This window comes from Corynebacterium sp. HMSC08F01 (assembly GCF_001807545.1).
Taxonomy (GTDB): domain Bacteria; phylum Actinomycetota; class Actinomycetes; order Mycobacteriales; family Mycobacteriaceae; genus Corynebacterium; species Corynebacterium coyleae.
On the sequence record NZ_KV789314.1, the window covers coordinates 240,306 to 254,295 of the forward strand.

A 13,990-nucleotide genomic window follows, 5' to 3' on the forward strand; every position below is an offset into this window, starting at 1 on the left:
TGTCTTAGTAGCGCAGCATCTCTGCAACGAGGAACGACAGCTCGAGTGCCTGCTCGGTGTTCAGACGCGGGTCGCAAGCGGACTCGTAACGGCCCGGCAGATCCACATCAGTGATGTCCTGCGCACCGCCGAGGCACTCAGTGACGTCTTCACCCGTGAGCTCGATGTGAATACCACCCGGGTGGCTGCCGAGTTCGCGGTGGACCTCGAAGAAGCCCTGAACTTCGTCGATGATCTTGTCAAAGTGACGCGTCTTGTAGCCATTGCTCGACGTGAACGTATTGCCGTGCATCGGGTCCGACTGCCAAATGACCTTGTGGCCGGAGGCCTCAACCGCCTTGACAATGCCAGGCAGTACTTCGCGGATCCGGTCCTGCCCCATGCGGATCACCATGGTCAAACGACCCGGCTCGCGGTTCGGATCAAGCTTATCTGCGTAAGCGACAGCCTCTTCTGGAGTGGTGGTCGGGCCCAACTTGATACCGATCGGGTTGCTGATCATCGCGGCGAAGTTGACGTGGAAATCGTCGATACCGCGGGTGCGCTCACCGATCCAGAGCTGGTGGGCGGACAGATCGTAAAGCTTCGTCTCACCCTTCGAATCCGTGGCCAAACGCAGCATCGCACGTTCGTAATCCACCAACAGCGCCTCGTGAGATGCGTACACGCTGGACGTACGCAGGTTCGTGTCGCTGACGCCACAAGCATCCATGAACGCAAGCGAACGCGAAATCTCGCGAGCAAGTGCTTCGTAACGCGCACCCGCCGGCGAGTTAGTCACGAACTCTCGGTTCCAGTTGTTGATGTTGTGCAGGTCCGCAGTACCGGACGCCGTCAGGGCACGCACCAAGTTCATCGCCGCCGACGAGTTCGCGTACGCACGCACCATGCGGGCCGGATCGTGGCGACGAGACTCCTCGGTCGGATCCACACCGTTGACGATGTCACCGCGGTAATTCGGCAAACCATTCTCATCAAGATCAGACGAGCGCGGCTTCGCGTACTGGCCAGCAATACGAGCAAGTTTGACCACCGGCATCGACGCACCGTAGGTCAACACCGCAGCCATCTGCAGCAGGGTCTGCACGTTGGCACGGATGTGTGGCTCGGTGTTGGACTCGAACGTCTCAGCACAATCGCCACCCTGCAGCATGAACGCCTTGCCGTTGGCGACGTCCGCTAGATGCGACTTGAGCCCCTCAACCTCGGGCGCGAGCACGACCGGCGGGACGGACTCCAAAATCTTGCGAACATACTCAGCCTGGGCAGGGTCCCACGACGGCTGCTGCTTCGCATCGCGGGAAATAACATCTTCAAACTGCGCGTTTAAATCTCCCGGCAGTGGCGGCAGATCGGGCAGTACCTCTTTGGGGATATCAATAGTCCAGCTCACCGTTCTATATTTAGCACGGATTACTGCCCCAGTACAGGCGGTACAGCCTGCAACTTCTCACAAGGCGGTTTTATCGTCTCACATTTTGGATACGGCGCCGTCGCGGTTCAACGGCAAATGCTCCGCACACACACGAAACTTCCGCAGATTATGGCGCGCATCAACGAGAGCATCGTGGTTGCCCTCCGGCACCCGTGGCAGACGCGGCTTGCCCGCCATCTGCCAATACTGCTTCAGCTCGCAGGTGTAGCGCGGCAGCGAACGCGGCAGACCAGACATGTCACCCCATAGTTGCGCGAGCACCACGTGGTCATAGGCGCCAACCCAAGCCCACAGTTCTGGCCTGGTGTCACCCGAGGTGAGAAACTCATAGACCTCGTTACGGATGCGCTCCAGCGACTTCCACACTGGTTGGTTCTTCGGAGGGAGCTTCGACAACACGTGCGCTTTGACCCAAGCGTTGGCGCGTGCTGGGTCGAACTCATCGGACACCGCATAGTATTCGCGGCCATCCTCAGCAACAATGCCGATGGACACCAGCTCGATGGTTTCGCCGTCCTCAATGAATTCGGTGTCGTAGAAGAATCTCACTGCGTCGAACTACTTCCGTTGCTCCGATCGAATATCCCCCAACACCTCGCGCCGCGAAGGGCCCTTCTCACCCTCAACACGCCTCGGCCAAAACATCACTGCAGCCACCGCAACGACAGCAAGCGGGCCTGCCAGCTTCGGGTACCACCCCTGCTCAGACGCAATCAGGAACACCACAACAACGACGCACACCAACGCGATTCGGGTAACAAGCGGTTTATTCATTACTGCACACCTTTCGGCCCAGTTTTCGGTTCAGCACCTTCGGGGTACTTCCCCGTCTGCTCGAGGGACTTCTTCACATCGGTCGCGTAGACATCCACGTATTCCTCACCGATCATCTCTGCAATGCGATGCATGCAGTAGTCCGTAAAGGGACGCATGACCTCGCGCGAGTCAGGGTCGTAGCCATTTTCAACCGCCCAAGCTCGCGGATCAATCGGCTCCGAAATCTTGATCTGCACCTTGACCGGCCGGATGAGCTTGGTGCCGATCGGGTTCGCGCGACCAGATCCAATCATGCCGACCAAAATCACAGGCACGCCGGTTGGCATAGCGATGCGCGCCATGCCAGTGCGCCCCTTGTACACACGCCCATCCGGCGAACGGGTTCCCTCGGCATAAATGCCGAAGAGCTCGCCGTCGTCGAAAATCTTCTTCACCGTTTCCAGCAAGACGTCCCCGGCGGTGTCGGAGCTTCGGTCAATGGGAACTTGACCCACGGCGGTGAAGAAAAACCGCTGCAAACGTCCACTGAGCCCCGTGCCAGTGAAGTACTCCATTTTGGCCGGGAACTTCAGCTGTCGGCGAACCATCAACGGCAAGTAAAAGGAATCCAGCACAGCCTGATGGTTAGAAACCAACAGGGCCGGACCTTCGTCCGGGATGTTCTCCACACCGTAAATGCGCGGGCGGTTCCACACCAACAGCGACGGCCCGAAAATAGCCTTGAACAGGGAATACCACTTGTTTGCCATTGTTTCTCCCCTTTTTATCGCAGCTGGCGGGCCAAATCAGCAACGCCAATCATACCCGCCTTCGCTCCGAGCTCAGCACAGAGGATCTCCGGCAGCGGACGGTATCCAGCGCCGACGATGTTCGACGCCATGGACGCTTTGGCAGCGTCAAGGAAAAGATCAGCGTCTTCGCTCACACCACCGCCGAGGACGATCAGCGATGGATCCAAAATGTCGGACACCATTGCCAGGCCTCGTCCCAGCCAGATGGAGAAACTCTCCAGAGCCGCCACACCCAGCCCATCGCCTGCGCGTGCTGCGGCCATAATGTCGTGCCCGCTTGCTCGCTTTTCGACGACCTCCCGGTACAAATCGGAACCTCGATACCCTCCCCTGCTGGCAATCTCGATCGCACAATCGACCAGAGAAGTGCCAGAAGCGTAACGCTCAAGACAGCCCTGCTTGCCACACGAGCACACCCGACCACCCGGCACCACCGTGATGTGGCCAAACTCAGGCGCGGTGCCGAACGCACCACGGTAAATCTCGCCACGGTGCATCAGCGTTGCGCCGATCCCTGTGCCGACGGCGAAAAACACCCACGTCTCTGCGTCACGAGCGGCACCGAACCGATACTCACCCCAGGCTGCCGCATTCGCATCGTGCTCGAGCCGGACCGGCAGCCCCAGCGCATTCTCCAAATCTTTGCGCACCGGCTGATCATCACGCCACGGCAAATGGGGCGCAAAACGCACGATTTCACACTCCGGGTCGAGGAAGCCCGCAACGGCAGCGCCAACTGCCCCGATCTCGTGTTTGTCCTGGAGCTGCTCGACCATCTGCACGATCGTGCGGGTCAGCCCGTCAGCGTCCTGCGGGGTCCGCGTACTCACCGTGTCGAGGATCGACCCATCCGGCGCGACCACAGATGCACGAGCGTTCGTCCCGCCAATGTCAAAGCCGACTGTCAGCGCCTGGTCTCCTCGTTGTGAAGTCATAGCCGGACAGTTTATGCCCCTGACAGCGGTCAGCCCTAACCCGCCAACACGTCGCGCAGGCGCTCCCCCAGAGTGCCCCACGAAAACTCCCGTTGTACATGCTTGCGCCCGGCGGTGCCCATGGCGGTGCGGTGGTCGTCGCAAAGCAATTGCCCAATGGACCGCGCGACCTCATTCACATCGCGACCATTGACGACGACACCGCTTTCCGGCACCACCGTCTCCGGCGCACCACCGGAATCGCCAGCGACTACCGCAACCCCACACGCCTGCGCCTCGAGATACACAATCCCCAGACCTTCCACATCAAGACCACCCCACCGCGTCCGCGCGGGCATGGCAAACACATCGGAGGCAGCCACAATGTCGCGCAACCGCTCGCGCGACACCCGGCCCGTGAATTCCACGCCCGGCGAAGACGCGGCGAGCTTGCGCAGCCGCTGCTCGTACGGCCCCTCCCCCACAATCACCAATCTCGCATTCGGCGCGTATCGACGAATCTCCGGCAACGCACGGATCAACACATCCTGTCCCTTGCGCGGGACCAACCGCGACGAACACACCACAAGTGGCGCATCACCCACGCCGAGCCAGCGCCGCGTTTCATCCCGCTTGTGCGCGCTCGCTGGCGCGAAGAAATCCGTGTCCACCCCCGACGGCAGCGCAACATAGTCGACGTCATCGCCGAACACCGCCTGCAAGCGCTCTATCGTGAACCGCGAAATGTACGTCACCACATCCGCGCTACGACCAATCCGGCACAACACCTGACGGGCCCCGGGAATCATCGCCCAGCCAACCTCGTGGCCGTGGGTAGTAGCCACCACACGTTTTGCTCCAGCGCGTTTCGCCTGGGCTCCGAGAATTGCCAACGGTGCAGCCGCACCGAACCACACAGTGTCGATGCTGTGTGTTCTGATAATTCGAGCCATCTCCCGAGCAAGCCCCGGGGTAGGCAACATGATGTTGCGAGGCCAACGAATCACCGCGAAACTCTGCTCGGCGTCCCACTCGCGCGCAGCATCTGCTTCCTGGACGGAGGCGAGCACCACGATTGATTCCGGGCCTTCGCGCTTGACGAGCTCGTCGACGTAATCCCGTAAGTACGACTGAATCCCGCCGACAGTGGGCGGGAAATCATTCGTTACCAACAACGTGGTCATAATCGCGCTAGTAGCGCACAGCCCCCTGAATCGGCATGGAGTTCGCCGGCACTACCTGGATCGGAATGCCGTAGTCAGACGAGTGCACGACCATGCCGTTACCGATGTACATACCCACGTGAGTCACACCCGGGTAGTAACCAATGATGTCACCCGGCTGCAACGCATCCAGCGACACCGGCGTGCCACCCGCAAGCTGCGCTTGGGAGGTACGCGGAATGCTAATGCCGTTCTGCCCATACGCCCACACCATCAAACCAGAGCAATCGAACGCATCCGGTCCAGCAGAGCCCCAGCCATATGGCTTACCCACTTGCGCCAACGCCGCACCAACGATTCCGGAGTCCACGCCCGGAAGCGACGCGCCGCTGATCGGGTTGTCCTTATTGATCCAGCGCAGGCGATCGGCCTCGCTCAAGTTGTCTACGCGGTGTTCGATGTCACGAACCTTGTTATCCAACTCTTCACGTTCACGCTCCAGCTTCTTACGCTGGATCTCCAGCTCATTGCGCGCATGGCGTGCCTCTGCCACCGCAATATTGGCCGAGTTGGACTTCTCTGCCGCCACCCGGTTGGCATCCTCCAAGTCGATCAACGCACGCTGAGACTTGCGAGTGAGCGCCGCCAAATAAGCGGAACGGTCGATCGCCTCTTGCGGGTTGCCCGAATCCAGGGTGGTCAGGATCGCGTCAGATTTCGGGATACGGTAACGGGACTGCGCAATGTCACCGACATTCCTGCGATGCTCGTTGCTTACCTCTTGAATAGCGGCAAGTTCCTGTTTCGCCTCTGCAGCGCGGCCATTGGCTTCCTCAACCTTGCGCTCTGAATCGGCGATTTTCTCTTCGAGTCCCTTAATTTCTTCCGACTTCGCAGTGGCGTCGTGGGAGATCTGCTCCATCTCATCGATGAGAGCATCGACATCATCGGCCTTCACAGGGGCCGCTACGCCGCCGGCGAGAATGGCGCCGACGAGCGCGGACACCGCGGTCTTCTGAGCAGAAGGACGACGAGACTGAAAAGAGTGCTTACCCACGACCAAAACCTTTTTCGCAATACTTGTGAGAACACAAAAACTATAGCGACATCGGTCCCACCGTCCAAGCAAAAAACATGGCCACACAGCATATTGTGAATCAAGAGCACTGGTGTGACGCACGAGGTGTCAAGGTCCCCAAAACGCACGAAAGCCCCAACTCCAAACAGAGAGTCGGGGCTTGAAAACGTGCCGTTAGAAGCGAACCACAGAGTGGATCGGCATGAGGTGCAGATCGCGGTAGCCCACCGGGATACCGGAGTTCAGCGCATCGATGATCTGGCCGTTGCCAACGTAGATACCAACGTGGGATGCACCACCGTAGTAAACAACGATGTCACCCGGCTGGATGTTGCTCAGCGCAACCTGCTGGCCAGCAGCAGCCTGAGCCTGGGAGGTACGCGGGATGGACTTGCCAGCCTGAGCGTAAACCCAGGAGGTGAAACCGGAGCAGTCGAATGCGTTCGGGCCAGCTGCACCGTAAACGTACGGGGAACCAACCTTGGACTGCGCGATGGACACGACGCGCTCAGCGAAGGACGGCTGCGGGGCCGGAGCCGGCTGCGGCGCAGCGGCCGGTGCCGAGTAGTTGGTTGCGGCCTGTGCCGGCAGAACCTGCTTCTCGACGTTCGCGATGAAGGCGCTGAAGCCCGGAACGTTGTTCACACCAGGCAGAGCCTTCACGCGAGCGATAGCAGCCTGAGCGTCGCCCGTAGCGGCTGCGCCCTTCAGCGACGGGATCCAGGCGTCAATGCCCGGGATTGCCGCTACGCCTGGAATGGTCTCAATACCCGGGACCTGTACTGCGATCGGCGAGTTGGGGACGCGGACCTCTGCTGCGGAGGCGGCGGCCGGCGCGATGAGCGCAGCGCCTGCTGCGAGAGCGGTGGTGGCCGCTGCTGCGCGGGCTGCGGTGTTGGTCTGGCGACGGTGCTTTGCCACTTTAGATTTTCTCCATATCTTCTCTTCGCCAACCGGGTTAGCTGTCGGGCGGGGTGTTGAGAAATGACCCTCGGTCCGAACGACCTACGCCCCACGGGAGCAGGTGCTCCACTCTGGTTCCCCGGCCCCCTTCGGCTTCGATCGGCTTTTCCGATCTCCACTTCAGAGTTACGGCTCATATGTTGTTTTCGATCCATGCTTCCAACGGCTGTTGTCGCAATGTCTCGAACAGGTTACGAAACGGCAACAAGAGTGTCCAGCCAACACGCCGTTACAGTTCCGTTATCAAAAGATTTGATGCGAAACAGCGTCGAAGTCTGCGTTTCTAAATGAAAACTAAGAACGGTCCAACAACCTCAAAACACAGCCATACGCTGCGCATTTATCCGCCAAACCAAGAAGCAAGTTGATCTCCGCAAAGTTAAAGACAACCCAATTAAAACGGATTGTGTGATCTTTCTCACACTTGCTTGTTAACCTCATTGTTACAAAGAAAATCGCCCCGCACCACAGTGTGGTGCGGGGCGATTCACGCAACTACTTACATGCTAGCGAGGCGATACGTCGCGGTCGTCGCGATCCTTGTTGGCCTCGAGAGCACGCAGCGTCTCGACAGCCTCCTCGTGCTTCTGCTTCTCTGCATCGCGTACACGCTCAGACACGCCGATCTCGGCGGGCGAGAACTTACCGATGGTCTCAGAGTCAGCGAAGCCAAGCTGGTTCATCTGCTTCGGCACACGAGCACCTGCGTACTCGAGCGGAACCGGGTGACCATTCTCGTCCACTGGGCCAAGCGGCTGGTGGATCTCGATGAAGGCACCGTTCGGCAAACGCTTGATGATGCCGGTCTCGATACCGTGCTCCAGCACAGCGCGGTCGGAGCGCTGCAGGCCGATGCACAGACGGTAGGTGATGAAGAATGCCAGCGGCGGCAGAACAATGATGCCGATACGTCCCACCCAGGTCATCGCGTTCAGCGAGATCTGGAAGAAGTGAGCAACGTGGTCGTTACCACCGGAGATGGTCATCAGCAGGAAGAAGGTCAGACCCATCACGCCGATGCCGGTACGTACCGGAACGTCACGCGGACGCTGCAGCAAGTTGTGGTGTGCGTCGTCGCCGGTGACCTTCTTCTCGATAAAGGGGTAGGCGATGAGCAGCGCAACCATCAGACCACAGAGCAGTGCGACCCAGAATGCACCCGGGATGGTGTAGCTACCGATGTAGAGCTCCCAAGCCGGCATGACACGGGCGGCACCATCAGTCCACAGCATGTAGACGTCAGGCTGCGAACCAGCAGACACCTGCGACGGGTTGTACGGGCCGATGTTCCAAATACCGTTGATGGTGGTCAGACCAGCCATTGCAGCCAGCACTGCGAACACGATCATCATGTAGCCGATTGCGTGCGTTGCAAACACCGGCATGATGCGGACACCAACAACGTTGTTCTCGGTGCGACCCGGTCCCGGGAACTGGGTGTGCTTCTGGAACCACACGAGCAGCAGGTGAGCTGCGATCAGCGCCAGGATGATGCCCGGCAGGATCAGCACGTGCAGGATGTAGAAGCGGTCCAGCATCAGATCGGACGGGAAGTCGCCGCCGAAGATAGCCCAGTGCATCCAGGTGCCGATGATCGGCAGGCCCAGGATGATCGCGGACATAATGCGCAGACCAACACCGGAGAGCAGATCGTCCGGCAGGGAGTAGCCCATGAAGCCCTCAATCATGCCGAGGAGGACAAGGGTTACACCGATGAGCCAGTTTGCCTCACGCGGGCGACGGAACGCACCGGTGAAGAAGACACGCATCATGTGGGCGAACATGGCCATCATGAACATCAGTGCAGCCCAGTGGTGCATCTGACGAACAAACAGGCCACCGCGGACGTCAAAGGAAATGTCAAGCGCGGTTGCGTATGCACGGGACATTTCGACGCCGTTGAGCGGCAGGTATGCACCGTCGTAGATCACCTTGGTGATCGACGGGTCGAAGAACAAGGCCAGGTAGATACCGGTCAGCAGCAGGATGATGAAGCTGTAGAGCGCCATCTCGCCGAGCATGAAGGACCAGTGCGTCGGGAAGACCTTGTTGAGCTGCGGGCGCAGGACGCCCGCAACGGTAAAGCGGGAATCCGCATTGTTTGCGGCTTGCTGAAGTTTCGTACTCATTAGGACTGACGCTCCCAGAATGCCGGGCCGACGGGCTCAATGAAGTTCCCGTTGGCGATGAGGTAACCGTCTTCGTCAACCGTCACAGGAAGCTGCGGCAGTGCACGAGCGGCGGGACCGAAGATCGGCTTACCGTGCTGCAACGCATCGAACTGCGACTGGTGGCACGGGCACAGGATGCGGTTGGTCTGAGCCTCGTACAGCGAGGTCGGGCAACCAATGTGCGTGCAAATCTTGGAGTAGGCGTAGTAATCGCCGTAGTGGAAGTCTTCCTGACCCTCACGTTCGATGACGCGCTTCGCGTCCTCAGAACGCAGACGGATCAGCATGACAGCGTTGCGCGGACCGTGGATGGAGTGCATGTGGTTCTCATACACATCGCGCTTCGGGTCGTATTCCTTGCCGTCATTGACGTCCTCTGGGTAGAGCGGGAACACGGTCTCCATCGCAGCGGCGGCAAGGTCCTCCGGACGCATACGCACCAGGCGAGACACGCCGGCGGTGGTGTAGTGCGAGCCGACCTCACCCTTGTGAAGTTCTGCAATCGCACCGGTGTCGCGGCCGAGGTAAACCTTCACGCCTTGATCCTGGACGGTCCAGCCGTGGGTCCACAGGGTGCCGTCGCCGAAGTAGTTCAGCTCGTGGCGGACCTTCCACGGGTTCTTGATCATGCCGCCAAGCGGAGCGATGACCATCAGACCGGCGAGGACACCAGCGGTGCCGAGCAGACCCTTGAGCGCCTTGCGACGACCAAGCGTCGAGGTCTCCCAAGCATCGTTCAGCAGTGCGGTCGTAGTGCGACGATCCAGTTCGCTGGACGGGCCGTCATGGCGACGCTGTACAGCGATCTCTTCAGGGACAAACTTCTTCACGTACTGGATGATTGCAACACCCAGGCCGAGGAAGGCCAGACCTGCGGTCAGGCCAAGCAGTGGCGTGTAGAAGGTGTAGATCCAGAGTCCTTCGTCGCCGTGGAACTTCGGCTCCCACGGCCAGAACAGGTAAACACCGAGGAAAGCAATCGCGGCGAGAACCGAGATGGCCAACCAAATCTTGATGCCACGCTCAGAGGACTTCTCGCGAGGGTCACCCTCGACCGGGAAGCGCTCCTTACGGTAAGCAACCGTTACGTCGTCAAGCTCCGTGCCGAGAGCAGCGAGCTCCGCATTGCTCATGCGGTCAAGCTCTTCCTTCGTGTAATTCTTCTTCACATCACTCATGAGCGGGATCCAATCCACATAGCACCAGCGGCGACCAGCGAGATGCCGATCATCCACATCGCAATACCTTCAGAAACCGGGCCGAGGCCACCGAGGGACCAGCCACCCGGGGACGGGGTCTCCTTGGTCGACTTAATGAAGGCAATGATGTCCTTCTTCTCATCAGCGCTGAGCTGACGGTCAGAGAACTTCGGCATGTTCTGCGGACCAGTGAGCATCGCCTGGTAGATCTCCTGCTCGTTCGCAGGGTCGAGCACCGGGGCGTACTTACCAGAAGACAATGCGCCACCACGACCGGTGAAGTTGTGACAGGAGGCGCAGTTCAAACGGAAGAGTTCGCCGCCACGTGCGACGTCTGCTTCCTGAACCTTGCCGTCGTAGTTCTTGCCGCGCAGCTCTTCCTTAGCCAGGGTGCCGTCCGGGTTGTACACGAGCTCCGGGCCACCACCGTTGGCTGCGACATATGCAGCCAAGGCGAGAGCCTGGTTCTCCGTGTAGCGCGGCTTCTTACGCTCAGCCTGCGCGTCGTTCGACATCATCGGCATACGGCCAGAGTTGACCTGGAAGTACACGGCGCCTTCGCCGGTACCGATCAGAGACGGACCACGGTCGGCAACGCCCTGCAGGTTCGCACCGTGGCAGGTGATGCAAGCGACGTCGTAGATTTCCTTACCCTCCTGGATAAGGGCCTGGTCGTCACGCTGGGCGGTGGCCACCTGTGCATTAGGGGCCAACGCCGATGCGAGAAGACCCGCGCCGGACAAGCCCAGCGTCAACGCAGCAGCACCTGCGAAGGTGCGCTGCGCCTTGCGTGCGCGACGCTTCTTGTTGGGTGAGTTTTCCATTTTGTTCCTTATTAACGAGTTTTCAGAACACGTCTGCAGCCCGGGTTATACCCAGGGCACGGCTACTGGACGAGGTACAGGGTGATGAACACGCCGATCCAAATGGCGTCGACGAAGTGCCAGTAGTACGAAACCACCATGGCAGCAGTTGCCTGTGCCGGGGTGAACTTCGACTTGGCTACTCGCATCAGCACAACGATGAACGCGATGATGCCTGCAGTCACGTGCGCCATGTGGAAACCGGTGATGATGTAGAACACCGATCCATAAACGCTGGACTGCGGGGTCACGCCGTGCATGACCATCTCGGTCCATTCGAATGCCACCAGACCGAGGAAGATGACGCCAAGCACAACGGTTACGGTGAACCACTTGCGCAAGCCGTATACGTCACCTCGTTCTGCAGCGAACACGCCGAACTGAGAGGTGAAAGAGGAACCAATCAGCACGACGGTAATGATTCCGCCGAAAAGGACGTTGAGGTGGTCCGTCTGGTTGCTCCAGTCACCTGCGGCGAGGCCGTTTGCACGCGATGTGAAGTACATCGCGAACAAGCCGGCAAAGAACATGAGCTCTTGGGCGAGGAACGCGATCGTGCCAACGCTGACCATGTTCGGCCGGTTCAGCGCCGGAAGACGATTCTGCGGAGTCGCCATATTTGGGTTAGTAGTTGCGGTCGTCACGCATGCGATTATCCCCTATTTCTTCCTGATATTCATCTCATTCACCCCCACGATTTCCCTGTGAGACAGGGCCCAACCAGCAGCATTTAAAAACATTTTGGTTGCAAAAATAATTTTTAGAATTTCGGGAACTTTTTATAGCGTCTATCCGACGCACATCAACGCAGGTCATTGCCCCGCCACCCAAAGTCGCCGGCTCCCCCACAAGATAGTTCCTCCAATTACTCGAGCAAATAGGAGTCGCGCTGGGGTTCCAGAAAGTTCCCAAGTGTGCCCGACATCACATTGTGGCACACCCCCGCTTCGTGCCTAAACTTTCGATTGATTGATATCTCTTTAACAACAAAAGTGCCCCTTCCGATAACTCGGAAGGGGCATTATCGTGGGCCAGGAAGGCCGCGACCCACTCTTTCTGCGTTAGTGCTTCTCGCGCGGAATGCCGTACTGCAGGTTCAGCTGGGCGGTAGCCCAGATCAGCATGACCGCACCAAAGGCGATCAGCCAGAACTGCCAGAAGGCAATGCCGAGACCGAGGAACAGAATCGATGCAGACATCGTAAACGGCCAGATCGAGCCCGGCGAGAAGAAGCCCAGCACGCCAGCGCCGTCTTCAATCTCTGCCTCTTCCCAGTCTTCCGGGAGGACGTCAGAGCGGGACTCCGCAATGTGGAGGTAACCGCCGAGCATGAAGCAGAGTGCGGTAGCAAGCACGAGGCCCACTGCGCCGATCCACTCAACACCGAAGAGGTATGCATCTTCGCCGATCCACGCCGTTGCGAGGATGTAGAACACTGCCATCAGGGCAAGAAATGTGCCAATGGCGTAGAAAACTTTTGAACCGGTTCCCATGGCTACGTTCTCTCTTTCTTAAACGGTCGCGTTCGGATCGACAGTGTTGACGCCGTCACGAGAACCCTCGCGCTCGGACACAAACGGACGGGTGCTGGTTGCGTACGGTGCTTCACCGATGGAGCGCAGTGCCTCGGAGTTCGGTGCCTCCGGGTTCTGGCGACGGAATTCGATGTACTGCTGGAACTTCTCGGGCGTGACTGCACGGATCTCGAAGTTCATCATTGCGTGGTAGGTACCGCACATCTCAGCACAGCGGCCGACGAATGCACCTTCCTTGTCGATGCGCTCAATCTGGAACTCACGCTGCTGCTGGTTCGACTCCGGGTGCGCGTAGACGTCGCGCTTGAAGAGGAACTCCGGAACCCAGAATGCGTGGTTCACGTCGCCAGATGCGAGACGGAACGCGATCGGGGTGTCGGTCGGCAGAACCAGGACCGGAACTTCCTCGGTGGAGCCAACGGTCTCGATCTCGTTGAAGTTGAGGTAGGACAGGTCGCCCATCGAGGTGCCGTGGATCGGGTTCGCGTTGTGCATGTCCTCGTCGTCGTACTTCGTTGCCTCTGCCAGAGCCTGGCGCTCAGCGTCAAGACCGTCGTAGTCGCGACCGTCTGCAGTCAGATCGCCTGCGACCTCTGCGTAGCCGAACTTCCAGTTCCACTGGTAGCCGGTGACGTCAACGGTAACCTTCGGATCCTTATCCAGGGCGGTCGTGCGGGTCTGTGCCTGAACCGTGAAGAAGAACAGGACCATAACGATGACGATCGGGAGGATCGTCAGACCGAGCTCGAGCGGCACGTTGTACTGCAGCTGCTTCGGGAACTCGCCGGCACCCTGCTTTTCGCGGGCCTTGTGGTTCCACCGAACGATGGACCAGAGGAACAGACCCCACATAATGATGCCGATTGTCCAGGCTGCTACCCAGACCCAAACCCAGAAGTTGTACATCTGGGTACCTTCAGGGGTGACCGGGTCCGGCCAGCCCATGTCGAGGATGCGCGCGACTGACTCCGGCGGAGCTACATCACAGCCCGTCAGCGCAAAGCTTCCGAGGAGCAGCGAACCGGCGACGGCAGCCTTCTTGGCGAATCCGCGCTTAACTTCCTTTTCCACGTGTGTTTGCCTTCCTGTCCACACTAGAAC

Annotated in this window: 14 protein-coding genes and 1 riboswitch; all 14 genes read right to left on the reverse strand. The window is 59.3% G+C overall.

Features of this window, described 5'->3' with window-relative positions:
• Positions 1-4 precede the first annotated feature (4 nt).
• Positions 5-1,393, reverse strand: a complete 1,389-nt coding sequence (locus HMPREF3171_RS07640; protein WP_070422179.1) for a class II 3-deoxy-7-phosphoheptulonate synthase — start codon at positions 1,391-1,393, stop codon at positions 5-7.
• A gap of 78 nt (positions 1,394-1,471) precedes the next feature.
• The gene (locus tag HMPREF3171_RS07645; protein WP_070484004.1) at positions 1,472-1,984 is read right to left on the reverse strand and encodes a polyadenylate-specific 3'-exoribonuclease AS; all 513 of its coding nucleotides are present in this window, start codon (positions 1,982-1,984) and stop codon (positions 1,472-1,474) included.
• Between the two features lie 9 nt (positions 1,985-1,993).
• On the reverse strand, positions 1,994-2,209 hold the full coding sequence (locus tag HMPREF3171_RS07650; RefSeq protein ID WP_070484006.1) for a hypothetical protein: 216 nt from the start codon (positions 2,207-2,209) through the stop codon (positions 1,994-1,996).
• Positions 2,209-2,961: a lysophospholipid acyltransferase family protein gene (locus HMPREF3171_RS07655; protein ID WP_070484008.1), complete on the reverse strand. Its 753-nt coding sequence runs from the start codon at positions 2,959-2,961 to the stop codon at positions 2,209-2,211. The genes HMPREF3171_RS07650 and HMPREF3171_RS07655 overlap by 1 nt, the downstream gene beginning before the upstream one ends.
• Before the next feature lie 14 nt (positions 2,962-2,975).
• Entirely contained in the window at positions 2,976-3,938 is a 963-nt protein-coding gene (locus tag HMPREF3171_RS07660; RefSeq protein ID WP_070484010.1) for an ROK family protein, read from the reverse strand.
• Between the two features lie 35 nt (positions 3,939-3,973).
• Positions 3,974-5,101, reverse strand: a complete 1,128-nt coding sequence (locus HMPREF3171_RS07665) for a glycosyltransferase family 4 protein (protein WP_070484012.1) — start codon at positions 5,099-5,101, stop codon at positions 3,974-3,976.
• A 7-nt stretch (positions 5,102-5,108) separates the two neighbouring features.
• Complete coding sequence (locus HMPREF3171_RS07670) at positions 5,109-6,137, reverse strand: C40 family peptidase (RefSeq protein WP_246815349.1); 1,029 nt, start codon at positions 6,135-6,137, stop codon at positions 5,109-5,111.
• A gap of 195 nt (positions 6,138-6,332) precedes the next feature.
• Positions 6,333-7,079, reverse strand: coding sequence for a C40 family peptidase (locus HMPREF3171_RS07675; RefSeq protein ID WP_070422172.1), 747 nt, complete (start codon positions 7,077-7,079; stop codon positions 6,333-6,335).
• A 14-nt stretch (positions 7,080-7,093) separates the two neighbouring features.
• Positions 7,094-7,236, reverse strand: a riboswitch (cyclic di-AMP (ydaO/yuaA leader).
• A 391-nt stretch (positions 7,237-7,627) separates the two neighbouring features.
• Positions 7,628-9,250, reverse strand: a complete 1,623-nt coding sequence (qcrB, locus tag HMPREF3171_RS07680; protein WP_070422171.1) for a cytochrome bc1 complex cytochrome b subunit — start codon at positions 9,248-9,250, stop codon at positions 7,628-7,630.
• Entirely contained in the window at positions 9,250-10,470 is a 1,221-nt protein-coding gene (gene qcrA / locus HMPREF3171_RS07685) for a cytochrome bc1 complex Rieske iron-sulfur subunit (protein WP_070422170.1), read from the reverse strand. Before qcrA ends, qcrB begins: the two co-directional genes overlap by 1 nt.
• Positions 10,467-11,315 carry a cytochrome bc1 complex diheme cytochrome c subunit gene (gene qcrC, locus HMPREF3171_RS07690; RefSeq protein WP_070422169.1) on the reverse strand — a complete coding sequence of 283 codons (849 nt, stop codon included), beginning with the start codon at positions 11,313-11,315 and terminating at the stop codon, positions 10,467-10,469. The genes qcrA and qcrC overlap by 4 nt, the downstream gene beginning before the upstream one ends.
• A 62-nt stretch (positions 11,316-11,377) precedes the next feature.
• Positions 11,378-11,998 carry an aa3-type cytochrome oxidase subunit III gene (gene ctaE / locus HMPREF3171_RS07695; protein WP_180950032.1) on the reverse strand — a complete coding sequence of 207 codons (621 nt, stop codon included), beginning with the start codon at positions 11,996-11,998 and terminating at the stop codon, positions 11,378-11,380.
• 417 nt (positions 11,999-12,415) lie between these two features.
• On the reverse strand, positions 12,416-12,847 hold the full coding sequence (ctaF, locus tag HMPREF3171_RS07705) for an aa3-type cytochrome oxidase subunit IV (protein ID WP_070422166.1): 432 nt from the start codon (positions 12,845-12,847) through the stop codon (positions 12,416-12,418).
• 18 nt (positions 12,848-12,865) lie between these two features.
• The gene (gene ctaC, locus HMPREF3171_RS07710) at positions 12,866-13,960 is read right to left on the reverse strand and encodes an aa3-type cytochrome oxidase subunit II (protein WP_070422165.1); all 1,095 of its coding nucleotides are present in this window, start codon (positions 13,958-13,960) and stop codon (positions 12,866-12,868) included.
• Positions 13,961-13,990: the final 30 nt, after the last annotated feature.

Bases quoted from the DNA above. Each gene is read 5' to 3' on its own strand.
- qcrB (WP_070422171.1), bottom strand. From the start codon at position 9,250: ATGAGTACGAAACTTCAGCAAGCCGCAAACAATGCGGATTCCCGCTTT.
- HMPREF3171_RS07650 (WP_070484006.1), bottom strand. From the start codon at position 2,209: ATGAATAAACCGCTTGTTACCCGAATCGCGTTGGTGTGCGTCGTTGTT.
- qcrC (WP_070422169.1), bottom strand. From the start codon at position 11,315: ATGGAAAACTCACCCAACAAGAAGCGTCGCGCACGCAAGGCGCAGCGC.
- qcrA (WP_070422170.1), bottom strand. From the start codon at position 10,470: ATGAGTGATGTGAAGAAGAATTACACGAAGGAAGAGCTTGACCGCATG.
- HMPREF3171_RS07660 (WP_070484010.1), bottom strand. From the start codon at position 3,938: ATGACTTCACAACGAGGAGACCAGGCGCTGACAGTCGGCTTTGACATT.
- ctaF (WP_070422166.1), bottom strand. From the start codon at position 12,847: ATGGGAACCGGTTCAAAAGTTTTCTACGCCATTGGCACATTTCTTGCC.
- HMPREF3171_RS07655 (WP_070484008.1), bottom strand. From the start codon at position 2,961: ATGGCAAACAAGTGGTATTCCCTGTTCAAGGCTATTTTCGGGCCGTCG.
- HMPREF3171_RS07665 (WP_070484012.1), bottom strand. From the start codon at position 5,101: ATGACCACGTTGTTGGTAACGAATGATTTCCCGCCCACTGTCGGCGGG.